Below are 22136 nucleotides of genomic sequence, written 5' to 3'. Positions count from 1 at the left end.
AATCTGTGAGGGCTTGATGTTGGACATCGGAACTGACGGCCGGACCTGGCTTCTCAGCGGACCCGGGAGCAGCTATGCCCTGCGGCTCACCGAGAACGACGAGCTGCTGCACCTGCACTGGGGTCCCCGGATCTCCCTCGCGGACGCAGAGGAGCTGGCCGCACGGCAGCGGCTGCCGTACCGGCCCTTCGAGGCCCCGGTCGACGGACACGAGGAGTACCCGGTCGAGGGCGGACCTCGCTTCACCCGCCCCGCGCTCTCCGTGCGCACGGAGAAGCGACGCGGCACCGAGTGGACCTTCCAGGAGTACGAGACCGACGGCGACGAGCTGCGGCTGCGCTTCACCGACGACGGACTCCGGATCACCCTGCACTACCGGATGCGCGACGACGTGGTCGAGCGCTGGGTGACCCTCGTCAACGAGGGCCCGGCGGCGGAGCTGCTGCGGGCCGACTCGGCGACCTGGACGCTGCCCCGGCGTGAGGAGGACACCTGGCGTCTCTCCCAGCTGCACGGGCGGTGGGCGGCCGAGTCCCGGCTCGTGCGCGCCGACCTCACCTACGGCGAGAAGGTCCTCGGCAGCCGGCGCGGACACACCGGTCATCAGCACCTGCCCTGGGTCGCCCTCGACACCGACGCCATCGAGGAGCGCGGCGAGGTCTACGGCTGCGCCCTGGGCTGGTCGGGTTCCTGGCGGATCGCGGTGGCCCAACTCCCGGACGCCCGTGTGCAGATCACCGGCGGCGCCGGCTACGACGAGTCCGGACTTCTGCTGCTGGAGACGGGCGGGACGTTCACCACGCCCGTCTTCGCCGGCCTGTGGAGCGACGGCGGCTTCGGCGGGGCGAGCCGCGCCTGGCACGCGTACCAGCGGGCGTATGTCATCCCGGACGCGGACCGGGATCGGCCTGTGCTCTTCAATTCCTGGGAGGCCACGGAGTTCGACATCTCCGAGGAACAGCAGGGGGCGCTCGCACGGCGGGCCGCCGCGATCGGGGTCGAGCTGTTCGTCGTGGACGACGGCTGGTTCGGGGCGCGGACCAGCGACCGGGCCGGCCTCGGCGACTGGACCCCCAATCCGGACCGCTTCCCGAAGGGACTCAAGCCGCTCGCCGAGCAGGTGCACGCCCTCGGGATGCAGTTCGGCATCTGGGTCGAGCCGGAAATGGTCAACCCGGACAGTGAGCTGTACCGGGCGCACCCCGAGTGGGCGCAGTTCCAACCGGGGCGAAAGCGGACGGAGCTGCGCAATCAGCTCGTACTTAATCTCGCGCGCGAGGACGTCCAGGAATACCTCTGGGAACGGCTCGACACCCTCCTGTCCAGCGCCCCGATCGACTATGTGAAATGGGACTTCAACCGCTGCTTCACCGATGCCGGCTGGCCCGGCGAGCCCTATCCGCAGAAGCTGTGGGTGGAGCACGTGCACGCCTTCTACGCCCTGCTGGACCGGCTGCGGGCCGCCCACCCGGGGGTCGCGTTCGAGTCGTGCTCGGGTGGCGGCGGCCGGATCGACCTCGGGGTCCTGGCGCGGACGGACCAGGTGTGGACCTCCGACAACACCGACCCGCTCGACCGGCTCGCCATCCAGCACGGCTTCAGCCAGATCCATCCCGCCCGGAGCATGGCCGCGTGGGTCACCGACAGCCCGAACAACCAGCTCAACGGGCGCGCCAGCTCGCTGCGGTTCCGGTTCGTCAGTGCGATGGCGGGTGTGCTCGGCGTGGGCGGCGACCTCACCGAGTGGAGCGAGGGGGAGCTGGTCGAGGCCCGGGAGTGGGTGGAGCTGTACAAGGAGATCCGGCCGGTCGTGCAGCGGGGCGACCTGTACCGGCTGCGGCCGCCGACGGGAGGACTGAGCGCCGTGGAGTACGTCCACGGTGACGAGGTGGTCGTCCTCGCGCTGCTCCAGGCCCAGCACTACGGAGAGTCGCTCGCCCCGCTCCGGCTGCGCGGGCTGGATCCGGGGGCGACGTACGAGTGCCGCGAAACGGGCGAAACGTACCGAGGTGCCGTGCTGGCGCACCATGGATTGCCGACGGGGTTGCGCGGCGACTTCGATGCGAAGGTTATCCGCCTACGTCGCACTTGAGCGATCTGCCCGAAATGAAGCTGTAATTCCAACAAGCCCTGGAATAAAGCTTACTGGGCCGTAGGTGCGTGAGCAGCGTCATATTCGTGACGTTCCGTTGCCGACATGTCCACGTAATTCGCGCTGATTTCCAGGGAGGTTGGAATACGCGCTAGACCGGTCATTGACGGAGCGTGATGGCGAATTGAAGTAAGGATCAGGGAGGAAGAGGCACAGGAAGTCCCAATGGTTGTCTCTGTGGGCACAAGTCGCTTACGTTCGGCGTCAATCCGGACGGACGCCCAATCCTGCCGCCGACCGGAGCCGCGTACCGACCCGATCCACGGCAGGAGCGGGGGACCCACAGGAATCACCGCCTGTTCCGGTCTCCGGAACGGCTAGGGGTAAAGCCGTGCGCAAGCACGGCCGGACATCTCCAGTCCGCACCCGACAGCTCACCTCGCAGGCGCCGGAGAGGAATTCGCCATGCCCGCGAAGGGTAAGCACCGCCGTCCGAAGTCCCAGCGCTTCACCCGCTCGATCGCCGCCGCCGGGACCGGTGGCGCGGCGCTCGCGCTGCCGTTGATCGGAGCCGCAGGCGTCCACGCCGCGACCCCGAGCGCCACCGTCTCCGGTGTCTCCGAGAAGGCGACCACGATCGCCGCCGAGAAGGCCGCGGCCGAGGCGGGCGCACGGATCGAGCAGGCCGAGAAGGCCGCGCAGGCGGAGAGAACCACCACCAAGAAGGCGGCTCCCAAGACCTACTCGGTCAAGGTCGGCGACTACCTCGCGAAGATCGCGGACGAGCAGGACGTCGAGGGAGGCTGGAAGCAGCTGTACTCGGACAACCGTGAGGCGGTCGGCTCCGACCCCTCGCTCATCCACCCGGGGCTCAAGCTCACCATCGGTGAGCGGGCCGCGTCGAGCGAGACGTCGCGCTCGTCCTCCAAGCCGCAGCTGTCGCAGTCCTCGAAGCCCGCCGAGTCCTCCCAGACATCGAAGTCCTCGAAGTCCTCGGGTGCGGCGAAGCAGGAGTCGAAGGACACCCGGGCGTCGACCTCCACGGGCAGCGGCCAGTCGTCGTCCAACGCCTCCGGCTTCAGCCGGCCCATCCTGAGCGCGACCGTCGGTACCGCGTACAAGGCCGCCGGCAGCATGTGGTCCAGTGGCTACCACACGGGCGTCGACTTCGTGGCCCCGACCGGGACCAGCCTGAAGGCCGTGGGCGCGGGCACCGTCGTCTCGGCCGGCTGGGGCGGCGCGTACGGCAACCAGGTCGTCATCAAGCTCGCCGACGGCTACTACGCCCAGTACGCCCACCTGTCCTCGATCTCCGTCTCCGCCGGCCAGTCCGTGAGCGGCGGCCAGCAGATCGGCCTCTCGGGCGCGACCGGCAACGTCACCGGACCGCACCTCCACTTCGAGATGCGCACCAGCCCGAACTACGGCTCGGACATCGACCCGCTGGCGTACCTCCGCTCGAAGGGCGTCGGCATCTGATCCACGCCGCCGCACCCGCCGAAGGCCGGACCCCATGACCGGGGTCCGGCCTTCGGCGTTCCCGGGAAGGGCCGCGGGCGCGGGCCGGACCACTGGGGCCACTTCCGGTTCGAGGGCTTCCGGGTATGGGGGGCTCCACTGACGGGGCCCGGGTATTCCGGGTTGATCGACACTTGACACGTGGTCTATCTCACCGTCCGTCAAGCCCTTGTTACGGTCGCGTAGGTCACATCCGAAGGTGAATCATGGCCCGATGTGACAGACGATTCGAAGGGCAGCAAAGCAATGATCGGGTCGTACGTGGCGCTGGGGGACAGCTTCACCGAGGGCGTCGGCGATCCCGGGCCCGACGGGCGGTTCGTCGGCTGGGCCGACCGGTTCGCGGTGCTTCTCGCGGACCGGTTGCCCGAGGGCGACTTCGACTACACCAACCTGGCCGTGCGGGGGAAGCTCCTCGACCAGATCGTGGAGGACCAGGTGCCGAGGGCGCTGGAGCTCGCCCCCGATCTGATCTCCTTCTGCGCGGGCGGCAACGACATCATCCGGCCGGGCACCGATCCCGACGAGGTCGCGGAGCGGTTCGAGCGGGCGGTCGTCAGGCTCACCTCGGCCGTCGGCACGGTCATGGTGACGACCGGGTTCGACACCCGTGACGTGCCGGTGCTGAAGCATCTGCGGGGCAAGATCGCCACGTACAACCTGCATGTCCGGGCCATCGCCGACCGGTACGGGTGCCCCGTGCTGGACCTGTGGTCGCTGAAGACGGTGCAGGACCGGCGGGCCTGGGACCTGGACCGGCTGCATCTCTCCCCGGAGGGGCACACGCGGGTCGCCCTGCGGGCCGGGCAGGTGCTGGGGGTCGAGGTTCCGGCGGATCCCGATCAGCCGTGGCCGCCGTTGCCGCCGCGCGGGACGCTGGAGATGCGGCGGGACAACATCCAGTGGGCGCGGGAGTATCTGGTGCCGTGGATCGGTCGCCGGCTGCGGGGGGAGTCCTCCGGGGACCATGTGTCGGCGAAGGGGCAGCTGTCGCCGGACGACATCAGGTTGCGGATCGAGACGGTGGCTTGAGGGCCGAGTTCGTGGCTTGAGGGCCGAGCGGTGGCCTGAGAAACCTAGTAGATTGTCGCGGCTTAATTTCGTCGTGTGGTTGGGTAGAGGTGGCGCAGTTTCACGCGTGCGTCGTCGGTGGTGAAGTGCCAGTCGACTTGGCGCTGGTTGCTGTTGGTGTGCTGCTGCCAGGCGGCGAGTTCGGTGTTGAGCACGGTGAGGTCGTCGATGCGGCGGTCCAGGCACTGACGGGTGAGCGCGGAGAGCTCGATCTCGGCGATGTTGAGCCAGGACCCGTGTTTGGGGGTGTGGTGGATCTCCAGGCGCTGGGCCAGCGCGAAGGCCTTTGCCGGGTCGAACGCCTCGTAGAGCGAGGCGGTGGTGTGGGTGTTGAGGTTGTCCATCACCAGCACGACCGTGGCGGCGTCGGGATAGTCCACGGTCAGCAGGTGCTCGACCTGGTGCGCCCAGTCGACCCTGGTCCGGCGGGACTGCGCGTCCACGCGCCGCCATCCGCGCAGCGGCTCGACCCAGCAGAAGATCGAGCAGGTCCCCGAGCGGACGTACTCGTTGTCCTCGCGCCGGTCACGGCCCGGCCGCGCGGGGAGCGGATCACGGACGTGGCCGAGCAGCTGGTACGGCTTCTCGTCCATGCACACCACCGGGCGCGCCGGGTCGAAGGGCCGGTGATAGACCGCCAGGACGTCCTCCATCGCCGCGGCGAAGGCCGCGTTCGCGGCCGGCGGGATGGTCCAGCACTTCTTCACGTGAGGGCGCAGTTCCGTTTTTTTAAGACCCGCCCGATCGTGGAGTGGTCCAGATCCGGGATGTCCTCGGCCAGCGCGACGTGCTTCTCCAGCAGGCGCAGCGACCAGCGGGCGTGTCCTTCGGGCGGCGTCGAGCAGGCCAGCGCAATCAGTCTTGCCTCGACCTCGCCGGTCACCGGGGAGGGCACCGGCGGCAGTGCGCGTTCCTTCCGGCCGACCGTGGCCCACACATCGCCGCCGGTCTCCGCATACCGCTTCGAGATCAGGCGGACCGAATCGCACGAGACCCCGACCCGCTCCGCGATCACCGCCCGCGGAGCGACCTCGCCGGCCGAGGTGTCCAACGCGAGCAGCACCCGCGCCCGCCTGATCATCGACGCGCTGCGGACCCCCGTCGTCGTCACACGCTCCAACGCCCGACGGTCTTCGGCACTCAAGACAACCGGATACTTCTTCTGCGAGGACACAGCACCCCCTGCCCGGCCGGACGGAAGCATCAAGCGAAGCCTGCCCGACACCAACTCCACCAACCATAACGACACTTAGTCGCGACAGTCTACTAGGAGGCCTCAACCACCGGTTCCTCTCGTATACCTCTCCGTCTTGCTTGCCGGACTGTGCCCAGGCCCGAGCCGTGCGGTTGGCCGCGTCGGGCGATCTTCGGAAATGATGCCGCGCTCGCGCAGGGCGGTGGTGGCGAGGAACGCCCCCCACATGCAGGTCCCGGGCGGACCTTCGGGTTCATGATTCGGGCTCATGAGATGAATGGGCGGCCTTCCTGGCACTAGAAGGACGCCAGCAGGCTGTCGAGGGCGGCCCGTTGGTGGTCCGGCGTCGCGGTGTGCGGTACGAGCAGCGCGTTGACCTGGAAACCGGCCAGCACCGCGAGCAGCGCGTCGGCGCTCCGCTCGTCCGGCGCGGCGCCCCGGATCTCGCCGGCCGCCCTGGCCTCGGCCAGACAGTCGGTCATCCGCTGCCGCCACCGGTGCACGGCGGTGACGTGGACGGTCGCCATCCGCGGGTCGTGCAGGGCACGGCCCCAGAACGCGACGACGACCCGGGCCTCCAGAAGCCGTGTCTCGTCCAGCGGCATGATCTCGTGGCACAGCCGGCGCAGCGCCACGAGCCCGGTGGTGTCGCCGATGGCCCGCGCGGCACGCACGTCGGTGCTCTCGACCGCGTACTGGAAGGCCGCCAGCAGGATGTCGTCCTTGCCGCGGAAGTACGGGGCGAGGGCCCCGTTGGCGTACCCCGCCTCGGCGGCGAGATCGCGCATCGTGACCGCGTCGAGCCCCTCGCGGGCGATCAACGCCCACACCGCCGTGACGATCTCACGACGGCGCGCGTCATGGTCGACGATCTTCGGCATGAGCCCGCCGACTCCCTTCCTCCGACGGGACCGGCGCCCGCCTGTGCCGCTTCACCATGCCATGGCGGTCATCGCCGCGATCATGAGGACCGCCGCCGCGTCCTGCCGTCGCGCCGACGGGCCGTGTCCACCGCGTAGTTGAGAGAACATCACGGTCCCCGTCCGCGTCGCCGCCCAGCAGCCGGCCACGAGCAGCGCGAGCTCGCCGGCCCCCGTTCCGGCACCGGCTCCGTGGTGCGGCACGGCCGTTCCCCACGGCATGGCCGCCGCCGTCAGCAGTGCCATCGCCGCGAGGTCGGCCGTCTCGGCGGCTCTGCCGAGCCCCGGGCACCCCGCGCACAGCCGCCACACGGCGGCCGCCGCGACGGCGGCGGTACCGGCGAGCGCCGCCCCGCCCGACCGCTCGCCCGGCAGGACCATCACGGCCATCACCACCGTGACGGCGGCGTGCGGCCCCCAGCCGCGCACCGGCCCCGGCAGATGACCGGCCAGGCAGACCACCGCCGCCGCCAGACCGGCCACCGCAAGCAGTTCATGCATCGCAGCAGCCGTGGGAGACGGCCGCGGCCGGTGGGACGTCCAGTGTCGGGTTGCGGTCGAAGAAGCCCGTCGGGGTGAGCTTGAAGCCCGTGCGGTCGACGGGCATGATCGGCCAGTCCTCCGGGCGGGGGGCGTGCGTGAGGCCGAAGGTGTGCCACACGACGAGCGACCGGCCGTCGAGGGAACGGTCCGCGGCCGTGTAGGCGGGCAGGCCCGCGCCGCCGGGATGCTGGTTGACGAAGTCGCCAGCGGGGTAGCGCTCGCCGGGATCGTAGGCGGTGACCCACAGATGCCGGGTGGCGAAGGCGGCGCGGGCGGCGATGGACGAGCCCGGGTCGGCGAGCAGTGTCGGCCTGCCCTCCGGGTGGAGGGTGTACCCGACGGGCGTGCCCAGGGAGTTGAGAGACTCGGGGTTCGAGATGTGCCACACCCGGCCGACGGCGGGGTCGGCGTCCCGCTGGGCCTCCGACTCGGTGCGCAGCGGTGTGCGCCGGAAGGCGAACGCGTTGCCCCGCGGGTTGTCCGGTCCCATCGGTACCCGGACGGCGTCGATCTCCTCCACCCGGTTCGCCGGGCCGTCGACGGCCATGTCCAGGCGGGCGCAGAACAGGTGCTGGTGGTACGGGGCGCCGAGCCCCGGGGCGATCTCGGAGGCGTACGGGTAGCCGGGGCCCGGGTAGGCGGAGGGGAAGACGATGCCGGTGGCCTTCGCCTCGAACTCGATGGCGCCGTCGAGGTAGAGGTACCAGTAGAAGCCGTAGTCGTAGTTGCCGATGGTGGTGAAGAAGGAGAGCACCATCCGGCGCTGACGGCGGGTCTCCGCGCGGCCGGTCCACAGGTCGGTGTGCTTCCAGAGGATGCCGTGGTCCTCCTCGTGCAGACAGATCGCGTTGCGCAGGGTGCGCGGCGCGCCCGTGTCGTCGGCGATGACGGCGTCCAGGTAGGTGATGTCGCCCAGGCAGTCACAGCCCAGTTCGAGGGCGTTCGCCATGCGGCCGATCAGGAACTCACCGGTGTCGAAGTAGTTCTGCCAGGAGCGCACCGGCGACGGGTCGGCGTAGGGGACGACCATCTCGGCGATCGAGGCGCGGTGGATGACGGGACGGTCGCGCCCCTTGTCGCCGTCGTGGAAAGCGATCTGGTGGAGGACCAGGCCCTCGCGGGCGTCGAAGCCGATCCGCAGGGACCAGTTCTCCCACTCCAGGAGGTTGCCGTCGAGGGTGAAGCTCGGCCCCTCGGGCTGGGTGATCTCGATGGGCTTCTGGCTGGTGCGGCGGCCGGTGACCGCCGGGTCGCCGAAGTCGACGGACACATCGGGCAGCGGCACCGGGTCGAGGTCGATGATCCGGTCGACGGCCTTGTTCAGCACGTCGACGTAGACGACGAGGCCGTCGACCGGATTCCCCCAGGCATAGTCCTCCGGGTTCTTCTGGACGAAGGCGAGGCCCCGCAGGACACGGCGTCCGGCCTCCTCGGGGTACTCGTCCGTGTACACCCCCGCGGAGAGCGGGGCGACCCGCACCAGTGCCCCGTCGAGGCCGCGCCTGGCGAGCGCGGCCCGCCATCCCCCGTCGGCGGCCACGATCTCCTCGATCAGATCGAACTCCTCCTCCAGGATGGGGAGTTGCCCGTCCTTGACGGCATCGAGCGGGTGGTCGGAGTGGATCGTGCGGCGGGTCAGCGAGAGCACGATGTCATGCGCGGGCGCCCCCGCCGTGTCGTGCAGCATGACCCGCACACGACGATCGACGGGATCGCCCGGGGCGTGCGCCATCAGGAGGTCCTTCTCCGGCTCTTCCAGGCCGAGGTACGCGAAGCGGCTGGTGTCGGTCAGCAGACCGGCTTCGGCGAGGATCGCGCGGGCCGCGGTGATCTCACTCGGGGTGAGCGGTGCGAGAGGGTGAGGGGCAGGGGAGGTCATCGCGTTCCTTCCGGGGGAGGCCGCCGTTTTTTCAACGTGCGTAGATGAAAAACGCGCGGCCCGTGCTCCGTCCAGAGCCCGGCAGGGGCTTTCCCGCCCGGAGCACCGTGCTCAGCCGAGCCCGTGCACGGAACGCCACCTCGCAGTGCACTGAGCGGCGGAACCGGGGCGAAGCGGCACCGTCAGCCGCCCAGGCGCGCGGGCTGCACCGGCGCCTGACCCCGTCCGGCCCGCCGCCGGTAGTCCCGCGGGGTCTCGCCGTAGACCGCCTTGAAGACGCGGGCGAAGTGACGGCCGTCGAGGAGCCCCCAGCGGGCGGCGATAGCGGCCACCGGCTGGTCCCGGGTCGCCGGGTCGGAGAGGTCACGGGCGCACTGCTCCAGCCGCCGGGTGCGGATCCAGCCGGCGACCGTCGTCTCCTCCTGCGCGAACAGCTTGAAGAGATAGCGCCGCGAGATGCCGTGCGCCCCGGCGATCACGTCCGGTGTGAGGTCAGGGTCGGCGAGATGGCGCTCGATGTAGTCGCGGATGCGCAGCATGGTCGCCAGATGGGGTGCCACCGGCGCCGCCCGGTTGAGCCGCTCGCACAGCAGCGCCGTGACCAGGGACACCGCTCCGTCCGCCAGCCGCGACACCTCGGGCCCCGCACAGTGCGCGCTCTGCTCGGTCAGCGACCGCAGGAACGGCGCCACGACCGCGCCCACCCCCTGGTCCGGAGCCATCCGCCGGGCCGTCACCGCACGCAGGGTCTCCGGTCGCAGCGGGATCAGCGGGCGCGGCACCAGCACCAGCACCGTGCTGAAGGGGCTCTCGTAGGTGAAGCCGTACGCGCGCGAGGTGTCGCACAGCGCCAGGTCACCCGGTGTGAGCCGGCTCCGCGCGCCGTCCTGCTCGAGCACCGCGGAGCCCGAGACCTGGAGGGCCAGCTTGTAGAAGTCCTCCTCGTGGCGCGCGGCCGACGACTCCGTACGCCGTACCCGCAACGGTCCCGCGCTCAGCGAACTCAGCCGCAGCGCGCCGACCCGGCCGGTGGCGGCCGTGCCGTGGAAGACATCGGTGGCCGTCCGCGTGGTGTCCAGCGGCGCGACCATCAGACGGGCCATCTCCTCGACCCAGAAGTCGAACCGCTCGTCCGGGGAGACCTGCTCGGTCGTCACGACGGTTCGCATGGACGCGCTCCATCCGGTCGTTGCTGCTCCGCCACCGTATCGTCAACTCCCCTTGACCGGAAGATCGTTCCCGTCGGCCGGGGCGGACCGGCGGAGCGCTGTCCGTGCCCCCTCGGTTCCGCTCCGTGCATGCAGTGGCGAAAGCGCGTGCACGGCCGCGCACCCTCCCCGGGCCCGGATGGCAGGACAGTGTCCCCCATCACATCCGGACGGCGGTCACCAGGATCCGACACGGTCCCGGCGCGAACGCGACCGTCCTCGGCCTGACGCCCCCTCCCCGTGCGGCGTCCCCCGTCCGGGTCCCGTGCCGTGTTCCCCGCCGGCGCGCTCCGTACTGATCAAGGAGTCCCCTTGTCCCAGCAGTCACGCGATCCGGGACACCGCACGCACCTACGCCGTGGTGCGGTCGGTGTGGCCGGCATCCTCTTCTTCGTCCTGTCCGCGCAGGCCCCCCTCACCGGCATCGTGGGCACCCTGCCGGTGCCGCTCGGCCTCGGCAACGGCGGTGGAGCGCCCGCCGCGTACCTCGTCGTCGGCGCCGTCATCGCCGTCTTCGCCGTCGGGTTCATCACCATGAGTCGGCACGTCACGGACGCGGGAGCCTTCTACACCTATGTGACACGCGGGCTCGGCGGAACCGTCGGAGTCGGCGCCTCCCAGACCGCCCTGCTCTGCTACGGCGCCACCCAGGCGGGCATGTACGGCCTGTACGGCGTCGTCGTCAAGGGCCTGGCCGTGCAGTACCTCTCCGTCGACCTGCCCTGGTGGCTCTGGGCGGTGGCGACGATGGCCCTCGTGCAGACCCTGGGCTCGCTCAACATCGAACTCGGCGCCAAGCTGCTGGCGTTCCTCGTCGTCGCCGAGAGCTCGCTGCTCGTGGCGTTCGCGATCCACGAGTTCGTCACCGGCGGAGGCCCCCAGGGGCTGAACCTCACCGGTAGCTTAGCGCCGTCCGCGTTCCTCGCCGGCGCGCCCGGTGTGGCCCTGACCTTCGCCATCGCCTCGATGATCGGATTCGAGTCCGCGGCCATCTACGCGGAGGAGGCCAGGAACCCCGCGCGCACCGTGCCGAGGGCCACCTACCTCTCCGTCGTCGTCATCTCGGTGTTCTTCAGCTTCGTCTCCTGGATGGTCGTCAGCCACCACGGCGCGGACAGGGTGCAGGACGTGGCACGCGCAGCCCTGCGCGACGGCGACGCCACCTCGGTGGTCCTGGCGCCCGTGACCGACACCCTCGGCCCGTGGGCCACCGACACCATGGCCGTCCTGCTCGCCTCGTCACTCCTCGCGGGCATCCTCGCGTTCCACAACGCGATCAACCGCTACCTCCACTCGCTCGGCTCCACCGGCGTCCTGCCCGCCCGGCTGTCGCACACCAACCGGCACGGGGCGCCCCACATCGCCGGGCTGACGCAGACCGTCCTCGCCCTCTCCATGGTCGTGCCGTTCGCCGTGGCCGGCGCCGACCCGGTGGTCACCCTGCTGACCTGGGGCGGGGGAGTGGCGGTGCTGTCGCTGCTGGTGCTGTACATCCTCACCTCGCTCTCCATCGTGGCCTTCTTCCGGCGGACCCGCCTGGACACCCGTCCCTGGCACACGCTGATCGCGCCGAGCGTCTCCGTCCTGCTGCTGCTCGGCGTCATGGTCATGGCCATCGCCAACTTCCCCACCCTGATCAGCGCCTCCGGCGCCACCGCCCTGCTCCTGGAGCTGGGCGTCCTGCTGGTGTTCGTCGGCGGGCTCGTCCTGGGCGCCGTGCGGGGCGGCCGTCTCGGCGGCGGGCGCCGGACGGCCGGCAGGGAGACGGAGCCGGCGCTGCCCGAGGTGCCCTCGTCCCTGTGAGGACTCCCGCACCCGAAAGGGGCGGTCTCCTTGGAGACCGCCCCTTCTCGCCGTGCCGCGCCACTCACTCCACCGAGCCCGAACCGCCCTCCCCGTCGACGGAGTTCGGTTCGATGCCGACGGCGCCGACCGTCTCCCGCCAGGCCTCCAGCCCGGCCTGGAAGGCGACGATGCCGGCCTCCGGCAGGGCGATCTCGATCGCCTCCAGGATCTCCCGCGGGGTGACCCCGAGGTCGAGGGCCACCCGGATGTGGCTCTGGATGTGATGCCGGTCCGCGCGCATCACGGTCAGACTGAGGATGAACAGCAGTTCCTTGGTGCGGCGGTCCAGACTGCGGGGCGCCAGATAGGCCGCCCGGACCAGCTCGTTCGCCGCCCGTAGGACGTCGAGGTCGTACCGCGCCATGACCTTGTGGTAGTCGAGGACGTACCCGCGGTCGCGGGCCATGGCGTCGACGTACTCCTGCGCGGCCGCGGAGGGGGCCGGATCGGCGGTCATCCCCGGCCTCCCCCGGACGGGCACACATGGACGTGCTCGGTGGCGGGGACGAGGATCCGGTTGGTCTGCCGGACGAGCAGCTCCCGCACCCGGCCGCGGAACGACGCGAACTCGTCGTCCTCCGCCAGCGCGGCGCGTCTCTTGGCGCGGTCCTCCAGGCTCTCGAAGCCCCAGAGGTAGACCAGCGTGTTGAGGTCGCCGACCTCGGTGGTCCAGCAGCCGAGGAGGTTGCCGAGGATCCGCACCTGGGGCTCTCGGCCGTACTCCTCCCACAGCCGCACGTAGTGCGCCGCCGCGCCCGGCTTGAGCAGGTAGTCCCGCTGCTCGACGATCACGAGGCCTCTCCCTCCGGGACGGGCACCGAACGCCAGGCGTCCTTGGACTCCGCGGCCCGCGACGGCGCGATCAGCCGCTCGAACGCGTCGGTCACCGCCCCGAGGTCGCGGGGCACGGCCAGGGCCGCGAGATACCGGTCCGGCCGGACAACGGCGACACCGCCCTCGTGCGCGGCGAACCAGTCCCGCAGGGTGCCGTCGACGTCCTCCACCGTCACCGAGTCCGTCGCCGACGTGCGCCGCTCGGTACGGGACCGGCCCGAGCGGGACTCGACCACCGTGAGGTACCGCGTGCCGATCCGGTCCCAGAAGGTACGGCTGTCGGGATCCAGATGGACGAGCGGATCGGTGCCGTAGCCGATGAGGGCGAACCCCTCGCCGAGGGTCTCGTCCAGCGGGACGACCCGCCCGTCGGCGGTCTCCACCCTCGGCTGGACGAACATCCGGCCCACCGGGGAGTTCCGCCTCTCTGCCCGTCGGCCGTGCAGCATGATGCCCTCGGTGTACCGGGGGACGGGCTTGAACCTCATGTGCACCAGCCAGCTGCGCACCGGCGGTGCGACGGTGAGGCCCCGCACCAGCGTGTCGCGCGCCCGGGCCACCGTGGTGTTCGTCGGCGAGAGGAACCGGCCGATGGCGTCCGACAGCTTCACCATCGCGTGGGCGTGCTCACGCCGCTCGGTGTCGTAGGTGGCGAGGATCCGCGGATGGGCGCGACCGCTGACGACGGCGGCCAGCTTCCACGCGATGTTGGTCGCGTCCCGGATTCCCGTGTTCATGCCCTGCCCGGCCCACGGCGGCATCAGGTGGGCGGCGTCGCCCACGAGACAGACCCGGCCGTCCACGAACCGGTCGGCCACCCGCGAGTGGTGTGTGTACACGCGGGCCCGGATGATGTGGAGCGCCGTGGGATCGGGCACATGACTGGACAGCAGCTCGTGCACCTTCTCTGGCCGCAGCATCGCCTCGGCGTCCTCGCCGGGGAACAGCATGAACTCCCAGCGGCGGTAGTTGTACGGCAGGTCCAGACAGACGTACGGGCGTTTCGGGTCGCCGTGCAGCCCCGTGTAAGGGGCGTCGAGCGGATCGTTGTCGCACTCGATGACCACCCACTTGCGCGGGTGGGTGTCCCCGCTCAACGGGATGCCCAGCTGCTCGCGCACGGTACTGCGGCCGCCGTCGGCGGCGACCACGTAGTCGGCGTGCACCAGCCCCCGTTGTCCGTCGGGCCCGACGACGTGGAGCCGGGCCTCGGTGCCGTCCTGCTCCAGACGCACCAGCTCGTGCCCCAGCAGGGACCGCACGCTCGGATAGCGGGTGAGACCCTCGCGCAAGGTGCGTTCGGCGAGTTGCTGCATGAAGATGTTCCGCCGGGGCCAGCCGAACTCCTTGGTGTCCGGCCGGATGTCGGCCAGGCAGTGGCCGTTCGCGGCGAACATCTTCAGCGGCACGTTCTGGATCATGTCACCGAGCATCTCCTCGGCGAGCCCGATGCCCTGGAAACTGCGCAGGCACTCGTCGTCCATGCCGACCGCGCGGGGATAGTCGACGATGTCCTCGCTGCGGTCGATCAGCAGGGTGCGCACTCCGTAGCGGCCCAGGTAGTTGGCGACTGTCACACCGACGGGTCCGGCGCCGACGACGGCCACCTGGGCGCGGTGCACGACGGGTTCGGTCATCGCACGGCCTCCGCGCTCCTGAGGAATCGGGTGAAATGGTGGTGGAAGGGCTCCGGGGCGTCGTCGTGCACGTAATGGCCCGCGCCCGGGACGTCCACCAGCCGGATCCGCGGGTTGCGCAGCGTCATCGCCACCGCCGTGGCGGCGGGCAGGAAGTCGGACTCCCCGCCGCGGACGACCAGGGTCGGGCAGCGCAGCGCCTCGACATACGGCCACAGGTCGACCTGGCGGGCCGGATCCGGGTCGAGGCGGGCCGCCGCGATGCCCGCCAGGTCGAACTTCCAGCGCCAGCGCCCCTGTTCGTCCGGTGTGAGGGTGTGCCGCAGCCTGGATTCGAGGGCCTCTTCGGAGATGTGCGGCCGGATGCTCCGCCAGTACCGGCGGGCCGCCTCCTGGTCGGGGAAGTCACGCGGGGTCTCGGCCACTTCCCTTCTTATGCGCTCGGCGCCCGCACCGGACAGCGAGGAGCCGGGTCCGATGTCCTCGACGACCGCCGCACGCACCCGTTCGGGGTGGCGTGCCGCGTAGACGTACGTGGTGGCGCCGCCCATGGAGTGGCCGAGCAGCACGAATCCGTCCAGGCCGAGAAGGTCGGTGAACTTCTCCAGATCGGCGACGTAGGACTCCGTGTGGTACGCGCCGTTCGGGTCCCAGTCGCTGTCGCCCCGCCCGCGCGTGTCGAGGGCCAGGACGCGGTACCGGTCCTGCAACCGCCCGGCCAGCGGCTCGAACGTCCGGGCGTAGCTGCGCAGTCCGTGCAGCATGACGATCGCGGGCCGGTCCGCCTCGCCCCACTCCACGTAGTGGGCGCGCAGCCCGTTGAGCGTGAGGAACCGGTCCCGCCCGCCGGAGGTGGTGTCGACGGCCATCTCAGCGCAGCCCGTCCTGGCCCTGGACCTCGTCGGCGGCGATACCGCCCAGCCGGGCGTGCAGCCGACCGCGGGTGGCGAACGCGAACACGACGACGACCTCGTCCGGGTTCGGGGCGTCGGAGAAGCTCACCGTGATGGTGTCGTAGTGGGAGCGGACGTACAGAGCGTCCTTGTGGGCCAGCGGAACGTCGAGGACCGTGCCGGGCCCGCCCCGCTTGCCTGTCGACGGCACCCAGGCCCTACCGCCGCCGACCGCCTCGCGTACCGGGTCCGCGAAGACCGCGGTGAGGAAGGCGTTGCCATGCTCGTACTCGCCGGCCGTGCCCACCAGGCACGCCTTTCCGTAGCTCTGGATCGCGAGGCCACCGGCCGCTTCCAGGGCGCGCCGGCCGAACTCCTCACCCAACTTCGGCGAATCGGCCACGATGTGGCCGAGGTCCTGGCTGAACCGCCCGGCGTAGGGGTTGTGGACCGCCGCCGCGATCACGATCTTACGGACGGGGTCGCCGTCCGCGAGGACACCGGTCTCGTTGGCGAGGGTGTCCTCGGTCTGGGTGAACCACTTGCGTATGTGGTACCCGGCGAAGTTGGGCTGGGGCATGGGTCTTTCCTCCGGGTCGGTCAGGGGTGAGTGAGGGACGGTGGGGCGAGTGAGGGGCGGCGGGGTCACCCGCGGAGCGGTTCGATCTCCACGGGTTCGCTGGGGGCTCCGTACCGGCCGAGGACGCGCTTGCCCTCCTCGTCGTCGGTGACCGTCTCGTGGAAGAACTCGAAGCGGTTGCCGTCCGGGTCGGTGAAGTAGAGCCCGAAGCCGATCTTGTGATCGGTGGTCTTCACCACGGGCACGTCCTTGGCCAGGAGCATCCCGTACAGCCGCCGCCACTCGTCGCGGTCGCCCTCCACCTCCAGCCCGTAGTGCTGGAGACCGAGGCCTCCGGAGATCGCTCCCTCCTCGGCGCGGATCAGGGCGATGTCGTGGTGCTTCCTGCCGAAGGACAGGAACACCCACTGCGGGCCGCGCGCGGTGACCTCCATGCCCAGGACGTCCTCGTACCACGCGGCCGAGGCCTCCGGGTCGCGGACGAACAGCGACAGATGGGTCCGCCGCACCCGCGGCCGCACGACGTCACGCGGGTCGGCGGGGATCGGCGTGGGCTCCTCGTGCGGGGCCAGTACACGCTCGTCGGGCTCCATGCTCAGTGTCCTTCCGTGGTGGGCGCTACGGCGGGGGTCCAGGTCACATCGGTGATCTCGCTGAACTCGCGCCACTCCTTGCGCCAGCGGCGCCCGGCGTCCGTGGAGCGCAGGAGATGGCCGTACTTCGTGCCCGCGAAGACCAGTTCCGGGTCGGCGGGGTGGGTGCCGAAGGCCCAGACGGTCGAGTTGGCGGGCGTTTCCATCACCGTGTCCTGCCAGGTGCGCCCCAGATCCTCGGAGCGCAGGATCCGGGTGGTGGTGCCGGGGGTGCCGTCACCGATGCCGAGCAGCAGGTCGTCGGTGCCGGGGAGCTGCTTGACCAGCCGGGTGTAGTAGATGCCGAACGTCTTGCGGGAGTCGGTGCGGGTCCAGGTGGCCCCGTCGTCATGGCTCACGAACAGCGCGTTGACGACCGCGACGACGATCGTCTTCGGCGGGCCTTCGAGGACGACGACACAGTGCACGTCCGAGTTGGTCACCCCCTGGGGCAGGGAGGCCGGGGTGCCGTCGATCCGCTCCCAGGTGTCGCCGCGGTCGCCGCTGCGCCACAGGCCGCCCTCCTCGACGCCGAACCACATGTTCTTCGGCTCATGGCGGTCGACGACGCAGGTCAGGATGCGGGGACGGTTGACGCCCGCACAGAATTCCGGAATCTCGGGCGGCAGTTGCTCCCAGCTCGCCCCGCTGTCCGTGGTGCGGAACATGGCGGCCCGTGAGGGGGCGCCGGTCCCGACGAGCATCGTGTCCGGGTGGGTGGGGTCGATCGCCAGAGACCAGATGGTCCGGTCGTTCATCGGTGAGTCGACACGGTGCCAGGTGACCCCGGCGTCACCGCTGCGCACGAGTCCCGCGTCGGCGCCGGCGAAGACGACCTCGGGCTGTTCGGGGTGGACGGCCAGGCAGCGGACGACGGCGTCGAACTCCAGGGCCTGCCCGAGTCCGAGCCGGGACCAGGTGGCGCCGTCGTCGGAGGAGCGCAGGATGCCCTGGCCTGCGGTGGCGACCAGGATGGTGCCTTCCATGTGGGGTTCTTCCTTTCGGAGCTGCGGAACGAGGGGGTGTGTGAGGGGTGTTGAGGGGCGCGGGACTGCGGTGGAGACGTCCGGGGGCTGTCAGAGGAAGATGCCGCGGGTGAGGCCGCCGTCCATGCCGAGCGACTCCCCGGTGATCGCGGCGGCCCTGGGGGAGGCGAGGAAGCAGACGGCCTGGGCGATCTCGTCCGCCTCCAGGACCCGGCGGATCGGTGTGCGGGCGACGAAGTCCGCCTCGACCTCGGCCGCGGTGACGCCGCGCTTGGCGGCCTCCTTCTCGTACAGCTCGTGGATGTGCTCGGTCTCCACCACACCGGGGTGCAGCGTGTTGACGGTGACGCCGGACGGGCCGAGCTGGTCGGAGAGCACCTTCGTGAGGTGGACGACGGCGAGATTGCGCATTCCGGAGAGCGCGTGGCTGGAACGGCCGGTCAGCCCGCCGATGTTGATGATCCGGCCGTAGCCGTTCGCCTTCATGTGCGGGGTGACGGCCTGCGCGCAGCGGAAGTAGCCGACGACCTTGGTGTTGAGGTCGGCGAGCAGCAGCTCCGGGTCGGCCTCCTCGACCGCGTTGCGCACCAGCCCGGACGGGGCCGCCGCGCCGTTGACGAGGATGTCGACGCGTCCGAACTCGTCGGCCACGCGCCGCACCATGGCGCGCACGGACTCGGTGTCGTCGGTGTCCGACACGAGCGGGACGACCCGGCTGCCGGTCTCCGCCTCCAGCTCCTTGGCGGCGCGTTCCAGCAGGGGCAGCCGACGGGCGGTGACGACGACGGCCGCGCCCTCCGCGGCGAGCGCGCGAGCGGTGGCCCGGCCGATACCGAGGCTGCCGCCGGTGACGATGGCGGTCCTGCCATCCAGTTCGAGGTCCATGCATGGCTCCACAGGGGTGATCGGGACATGGGGGTACGACGACGAGGGGGTGTGGAAGCGAGGCGGCACGCGACGTCAGGGGGGACGCTGCGCCGAGGGGCACCCGCAGCCGAGTGCCTGCGGTGCCAAGGGGGAATGCGGAATTGCGCGCCTGTGGCGCCGAGGGGCGCGCTGTGCGGCGCGACCGCGGCTGCCCGCCCGGGAGGGGACCTCGACCTCAGCCTAGGTTGACCCAGACGCTCTTGATCTCGGTGTAGTGGTCGAGCACGGTCCGGCCCATTTCGCGGCCCCAGCCGGACTGTTTGAAGCCGCCGAAGGGCGACGCGGGATCCGTGAGGTTGTAGCAGTTGATCCACACGGTGCCCGCCTGCAGTTCGTCGGCGATGCGGTGCGCGTGGCCCAGGTCGGACGTCCAGATGCCGGCCGACAGCCCGAAGGGCGAGTCGTTGGCCCGCTCGACCAGATCGTCCACGTCGTCCCAGCTCATCGCCGCGAGCACGGGGCCGAAGATCTCCTCCCTGACGATGCGCAGACCGTCGTCGGGCGCCACGAACACCGTCGGTTCGACGAAGTAGCCCGCGTCGTACGGCGCGTCGAGTCCGGGCCGCCCGCCGCCCGCGGCGAGCCGTGCCCCCTGTTCCCGGCCGGCGGCGATGAACCCGGTGACCCGCTCGTGGTGGCGCGCGGAGACCAGCGGACCCATCTCGGTGGCCGGGTCGCTGCCGGGACCGACGACGATGCCGCGGGCGCGCTCGGCCACCGCGTCCAGTACGTCGTCGAAGATCTTGCGGTGCACGTACAGCCGGGAGCCGGCCGTGCAGACCTGTCCCTGGTTGAAGAAGACGGCCTGCGCGGCGGCTTCGGCGACGGCCTCGGGGTCGGCGTCCGGCAGCACGATGTTGGGGGATTTCCCACCGAGTTCGAGGGAGACCTTCTTCAGGTTCCCCGCGGCGGCGCGGACGATGGCGCGGCCCGTCTCCGTGGACCCGGTGAAAGCGATCTTGTCGACCCCGTCGTGAGCGGCGAGGGCGGCACCCGCCGAGGCACCACGCCCGGTGACGACGTTGACGACACCGTCCGGCACCCCCGCCCCCTGGAGCAGCTCGGCGAGCCGCAGCGTGGACAGCGGGGTCTCCTCGGCGGGCTTCAGGACGACCGCGCAGCCGGTGGCCAGCGCGGGCGCCAGCTTCCAGCACGCCATCGACACGGGGAAGTTCCACGGCACGATCAGTCCCGCCACGCCCACCGGTTGCCGCGTGGTGTAGTTCAGCACGCGCAGTCCACCGCGCGGCGACACGGGGATCGTGCTGCCCTCCAGCTTGCTCGGCCAGCCCGCGAAGTAGCGGAACAGCTTCACGCTGGTGCCCACGTCCACCGTGCGTGCCACGGAGACCGGCTTGCCGTTGTCGCGCGACTCCAGCAGGGCGAGTTCGTCCGCGTGCGCCTCGATGACGTCGGCGACCCGGTTCAGCAGCACGCCCCGCTCCAGCGGGCTCATCCGCCGCCAGCCGGGGTCGCCGAACGCGCGGCGCGCCGCCGTGACGGCCCGGTCGACGTCGGCGGCGTCGCCGTCGGGAACGGTCGTGAGCACGGCGCCGGTGGCGGGGTCGACACTGGCGAACGAGCGGCCCGAGAGGGCGCCGACCCAGTGGCCGCCGATGAGCATGGTCCGCGGCGCGGCGAGGAAGCGGTCTACCGCCCCCGCCGCGTCCGCGACCGGGTCTGCTGTGCTGTGCATGGCGGCTCCTCTCACAGGGCCATCTCGATGAGCTGGGGACCGTCGGAGGCGAGCGCGCGGCCGAGCGCGCGCCGCAGTGCCTCACCCGTCTCGACCCGGGTGCCGGGTACGCCGTAGGCGCGGGCCAGCGAAGGCCAGTCGAAGGCCGGTGCGTCCAGGCTGGTGAGCGCCATCGCGTTGGGACCGGGACTGCTCTGGCCGTGCCGGTCGAGTTCGGTGCGCAGCACGTTGTAGACGCGGTTGGACGCGATGAGGGTGACCACGGGCAGCTGCTCCCGTGCCATCGTCCACAGCGACTGGATCGTGTACTGCGCGCTCCCGTCGGACTGGAGGGCGACGATCTTGCGGCCGGGTGCGGCGATCGCGGCACCGACGGCGGCGGGCAGGCCCTGTCCGATGGCTCCGCCGGTGTTGGTCAGGGTGGTGTGCCGGGCGGCGTGCGACGAGGCGGTGAAGAAGGGATAGCCGCAGGTGCCGCCCTCGACGGAGACGACGGCGTGTTCGGGGAGCAGCGCCGAGACGATGCGGCCGACCGACTGCGGCGTCAGCGCTCCGTCGGGGAGCCCCGCGTCGTCCGGCCGGGCGGGTGACGGCGGTTCGGGCGCCCCCAGGGTGTCCGCGAGGACCTCCAGCGCGTGCGCGCCGTCCTCCTCCGGTGTGCTCAGCACCTCCACGGTGCCGGGGGGAGCGAGCAGGCTCGGGATCCCTTCGTAGCCGAAGTACGACACGGGTTCCAAGGCCCCTGCCAACAGGACGAGTTGAGCCCCGGCGAGGGCCTCGACCGCCCTCTCCGGGAAGTAGGGGAGGCGGTCGAGGTCCGGGAGACCGCCGCCGCGTTCGGCGGCGGCCGGGAAGGTCTCGCTGTACAGCATCGCCCCGGTGGCGGCGGCGATCCGCGCGGCCGCCCGCTGCCCGCGCTCGTCGAGCGCTGTCCCGCCCAGCAGGAGGACGGCGCGCTCCCCGGCCCGCAGCCGCCTGGCGAGGGCGTCGACGACCTCGGCCGCCACCTCCCGTCGGCGCGGTGTGCCGGGCAACTCGACGTCCACCGGGCCCTCCAGGACCTCCTGCTGGAGGTCGGCGGGGGCGATGAGGGTGGCCCCGCAGCCGGGCGCGGCGCCGGCGGCCCCGATGGCGCGGGCCGTCAGTTCGGCCAGACCCGCACCGGAGGCGGCGGTGCCGACCCAGCCGGAGACGGGGCGCGCCAGCGAGACGATGTCCGAGGTCAGGGGCGCGTCATGGGCGAGATGCCAACTGGCGTGATCCCCGACGACGTTGAAGACGGGGGAGTGGGCCCGGCGCGCGTTGTGCAGGTTGGCGATGCCGTTGGCGAAACCCGGGCCCAGGTGGAGCAGCGTCATCGCCGGCCGGCCGGCGATCCGGGCGTAGCCGTCGGCAGCTCCGGTACAGACGCCCTCGAAGAGCCCGAGCACCGCGCGGGTGCCGGGGACCGAGTCCAACGCGGCGACCAGCGGCATCTCGGTGGTTCCCGGATTGGCGAAGCAGACGTCCACTCCGGCGGCGAGCGAGGTTTCGACCAGCGCCTCCGCCCCGGTCATGACGCCGAACCGGTTCGCCTGCCAGACGGTCGTGGCGTGGTTCATGGACTTCCCTTCGTGCACTATGCGCACCGTCTGTGCGTATGATGCACAGGATTGGCAGGGGAGGGCCCCGACGTCAAGC

General features: G+C 71.1%; 20 protein-coding genes and 1 riboswitch. Of the genes, 4 read left to right on the top strand and 16 right to left on the bottom strand.

What is annotated here, in order from left to right; genetic code table 11:
* The first annotated feature begins 16 nt into the window (after positions 1–16).
* The 3 genes from P8T65_RS06505 to P8T65_RS06495 all read left to right on the top strand — a co-directional run bounded on the left by P8T65_RS06505 (position 17) and on the right by P8T65_RS06495 (position 4642).
* Positions 17–2092, top strand: a complete 2076-nt coding sequence (locus P8T65_RS06505; protein WP_316724414.1) for an alpha-galactosidase — start codon at positions 17–19, stop codon at positions 2090–2092.
* A gap of 302 nt (positions 2093–2394) precedes the next feature.
* Positions 2395–2553: riboswitch (cyclic di-AMP (ydaO/yuaA leader) on the top strand.
* 4 nt (positions 2554–2557) lie between these two features.
* The gene (locus tag P8T65_RS06500; protein WP_316724413.1) at positions 2558–3571 is read left to right on the top strand and encodes a M23 family metallopeptidase; all 1014 of its coding nucleotides are present in this window, start codon (positions 2558–2560) and stop codon (positions 3569–3571) included.
* Positions 3572–3856: 285 nt separating this feature from the next.
* Positions 3857–4642, top strand: coding sequence for an SGNH/GDSL hydrolase family protein (locus P8T65_RS06495; protein WP_184903979.1), 786 nt, complete (start codon positions 3857–3859; stop codon positions 4640–4642).
* 62 nt (positions 4643–4704) lie between these two features.
* Here P8T65_RS06495 and P8T65_RS06490 read toward each other — a convergent pair whose 3' ends face one another.
* The 6 genes from P8T65_RS06490 to P8T65_RS06465 form a co-directional block, all read right to left on the bottom strand.
* Positions 4705–5388 carry an IS630 family transposase gene (locus tag P8T65_RS06490; protein WP_316724412.1) on the bottom strand — a complete coding sequence of 228 codons (684 nt, stop codon included), beginning with the start codon at positions 5386–5388 and terminating at the stop codon, positions 4705–4707.
* Positions 5385–5792, bottom strand: a complete 408-nt coding sequence (locus P8T65_RS06485; RefSeq protein ID WP_316731502.1) for a helix-turn-helix domain-containing protein — start codon at positions 5790–5792, stop codon at positions 5385–5387. The genes P8T65_RS06490 and P8T65_RS06485 overlap by 4 nt, the downstream gene beginning before the upstream one ends.
* Positions 5793–6172: 380 nt before the next feature.
* Positions 6173–6757, bottom strand: a complete 585-nt coding sequence (locus P8T65_RS06480; protein WP_215454085.1) for a TetR/AcrR family transcriptional regulator — start codon at positions 6755–6757, stop codon at positions 6173–6175.
* Between the two features lie 51 nt (positions 6758–6808).
* Entirely contained in the window at positions 6809–7297 is a 489-nt protein-coding gene (locus P8T65_RS06475; RefSeq protein ID WP_316724411.1) for a hypothetical protein, read from the bottom strand.
* Entirely contained in the window at positions 7290–9218 is a 1929-nt protein-coding gene (locus tag P8T65_RS06470; protein ID WP_316724410.1) for a primary-amine oxidase, read from the bottom strand. Before P8T65_RS06470 ends, P8T65_RS06475 begins: the two co-directional genes overlap by 8 nt.
* A 182-nt stretch (positions 9219–9400) precedes the next feature.
* Positions 9401–10387, bottom strand: a complete 987-nt coding sequence (locus P8T65_RS06465) for a helix-turn-helix domain-containing protein (protein WP_316724409.1) — start codon at positions 10385–10387, stop codon at positions 9401–9403.
* A gap of 351 nt (positions 10388–10738) precedes the next feature.
* Between P8T65_RS06465 and P8T65_RS06460 the strand changes: the two genes are divergently transcribed.
* Positions 10739–12229, top strand: a complete 1491-nt coding sequence (locus P8T65_RS06460) for an APC family permease (protein WP_316724408.1) — start codon at positions 10739–10741, stop codon at positions 12227–12229.
* A 64-nt stretch (positions 12230–12293) separates the two neighbouring features.
* Here P8T65_RS06460 and P8T65_RS06455 read toward each other — a convergent pair whose 3' ends face one another.
* The 10 genes from P8T65_RS06455 to P8T65_RS06410 all read right to left on the bottom strand — a co-directional run bounded on the left by P8T65_RS06455 (position 12294) and on the right by P8T65_RS06410 (position 22057).
* Positions 12294–12728: a carboxymuconolactone decarboxylase family protein gene (locus tag P8T65_RS06455; protein WP_215454078.1), complete on the bottom strand. Its 435-nt coding sequence runs from the start codon at positions 12726–12728 to the stop codon at positions 12294–12296.
* Positions 12725–13063 (bottom strand): NIPSNAP family protein, encoded by a 339-nt coding sequence (locus P8T65_RS06450; RefSeq protein ID WP_316724407.1) that lies wholly within the window; start codon positions 13061–13063, stop codon positions 12725–12727. Before P8T65_RS06450 ends, P8T65_RS06455 begins: the two co-directional genes overlap by 4 nt.
* Positions 13060–14742, bottom strand: a complete 1683-nt coding sequence (locus P8T65_RS06445) for a bifunctional 3-(3-hydroxy-phenyl)propionate/3-hydroxycinnamic acid hydroxylase (protein ID WP_316724406.1) — start codon at positions 14740–14742, stop codon at positions 13060–13062. The genes P8T65_RS06450 and P8T65_RS06445 overlap by 4 nt, the downstream gene beginning before the upstream one ends.
* The gene (locus P8T65_RS06440) at positions 14739–15611 is read right to left on the bottom strand and encodes an alpha/beta hydrolase (RefSeq protein WP_316724405.1); all 873 of its coding nucleotides are present in this window, start codon (positions 15609–15611) and stop codon (positions 14739–14741) included. Before P8T65_RS06440 ends, P8T65_RS06445 begins: the two co-directional genes overlap by 4 nt.
* A gap of 1 nt (position 15612) precedes the next feature.
* Positions 15613–16215, bottom strand: coding sequence for an amino acid synthesis family protein (locus tag P8T65_RS06435; RefSeq protein ID WP_230213839.1), 603 nt, complete (start codon positions 16213–16215; stop codon positions 15613–15615).
* 65 nt (positions 16216–16280) lie between these two features.
* The gene (locus tag P8T65_RS06430; RefSeq protein WP_316724404.1) at positions 16281–16808 is read right to left on the bottom strand and encodes a VOC family protein; all 528 of its coding nucleotides are present in this window, start codon (positions 16806–16808) and stop codon (positions 16281–16283) included.
* A 2-nt stretch (positions 16809–16810) separates the two neighbouring features.
* On the bottom strand, positions 16811–17833 hold the full coding sequence (locus tag P8T65_RS06425; protein WP_316724403.1) for a glycosyl hydrolase: 1023 nt from the start codon (positions 17831–17833) through the stop codon (positions 16811–16813).
* 90 nt (positions 17834–17923) lie between these two features.
* Positions 17924–18718 (bottom strand): SDR family oxidoreductase, encoded by a 795-nt coding sequence (locus P8T65_RS06420; RefSeq protein WP_316724402.1) that lies wholly within the window; start codon positions 18716–18718, stop codon positions 17924–17926.
* A gap of 217 nt (positions 18719–18935) precedes the next feature.
* On the bottom strand, positions 18936–20456 hold the full coding sequence (locus tag P8T65_RS06415) for an aldehyde dehydrogenase family protein (RefSeq protein ID WP_316724401.1): 1521 nt from the start codon (positions 20454–20456) through the stop codon (positions 18936–18938).
* A gap of 11 nt (positions 20457–20467) precedes the next feature.
* A complete protein-coding gene (locus tag P8T65_RS06410) occupies positions 20468–22057 on the bottom strand; it encodes an acetolactate synthase large subunit (protein ID WP_316724400.1) in 1590 nt (529 codons plus the stop codon).
* Positions 22058–22136: the final 79 nt, after the last annotated feature.

It is taken from the genome of Streptomyces sp. 11x1, from assembly GCF_032598905.1.
In the GTDB taxonomy this organism is placed as follows: domain Bacteria; phylum Actinomycetota; class Actinomycetes; order Streptomycetales; family Streptomycetaceae; genus Streptomyces.
Note: the sequence above shows the minus strand (reverse complement) of the source record. Positions and strands in the feature narration are given on the sequence as shown.

Excerpts from the sequence above, each read along its gene's own strand:
- P8T65_RS06410 (WP_316724400.1), bottom strand. The coding sequence starts at position 22,057 with ATGAACCACGCCACGACCGTCTGGCAGGCGAACCGGTTCGGCGTCATG.
- P8T65_RS06465 (WP_316724409.1), bottom strand. The coding sequence starts at position 10,387 with ATGCGAACCGTCGTGACGACCGAGCAGGTCTCCCCGGACGAGCGGTTC.
- P8T65_RS06435 (WP_230213839.1), bottom strand. The coding sequence starts at position 16,215 with ATGCCCCAGCCCAACTTCGCCGGGTACCACATACGCAAGTGGTTCACC.
- P8T65_RS06425 (WP_316724403.1), bottom strand. The coding sequence starts at position 17,833 with ATGGAAGGCACCATCCTGGTCGCCACCGCAGGCCAGGGCATCCTGCGC.
- P8T65_RS06500 (WP_316724413.1), top strand. The coding sequence starts at position 2,558 with ATGCCCGCGAAGGGTAAGCACCGCCGTCCGAAGTCCCAGCGCTTCACC.
- P8T65_RS06505 (WP_316724414.1), top strand. The coding sequence starts at position 17 with ATGTTGGACATCGGAACTGACGGCCGGACCTGGCTTCTCAGCGGACCC.
- P8T65_RS06480 (WP_215454085.1), bottom strand. The coding sequence starts at position 6,757 with ATGCCGAAGATCGTCGACCATGACGCGCGCCGTCGTGAGATCGTCACG.
- P8T65_RS06445 (WP_316724406.1), bottom strand. The coding sequence starts at position 14,742 with ATGACCGAACCCGTCGTGCACCGCGCCCAGGTGGCCGTCGTCGGCGCC.
- P8T65_RS06495 (WP_184903979.1), top strand. The coding sequence starts at position 3,857 with ATGATCGGGTCGTACGTGGCGCTGGGGGACAGCTTCACCGAGGGCGTC.
- P8T65_RS06455 (WP_215454078.1), bottom strand. The coding sequence starts at position 12,728 with ATGACCGCCGATCCGGCCCCCTCCGCGGCCGCGCAGGAGTACGTCGAC.
- P8T65_RS06440 (WP_316724405.1), bottom strand. The coding sequence starts at position 15,611 with ATGGCCGTCGACACCACCTCCGGCGGGCGGGACCGGTTCCTCACGCTC.
- P8T65_RS06420 (WP_316724402.1), bottom strand. The coding sequence starts at position 18,718 with ATGGACCTCGAACTGGATGGCAGGACCGCCATCGTCACCGGCGGCAGC.
- P8T65_RS06475 (WP_316724411.1), bottom strand. The coding sequence starts at position 7,297 with ATGCATGAACTGCTTGCGGTGGCCGGTCTGGCGGCGGCGGTGGTCTGC.
- P8T65_RS06415 (WP_316724401.1), bottom strand. The coding sequence starts at position 20,456 with ATGCACAGCACAGCAGACCCGGTCGCGGACGCGGCGGGGGCGGTAGAC.
- P8T65_RS06470 (WP_316724410.1), bottom strand. The coding sequence starts at position 9,218 with ATGACCTCCCCTGCCCCTCACCCTCTCGCACCGCTCACCCCGAGTGAG.
- P8T65_RS06430 (WP_316724404.1), bottom strand. The coding sequence starts at position 16,808 with ATGGAGCCCGACGAGCGTGTACTGGCCCCGCACGAGGAGCCCACGCCG.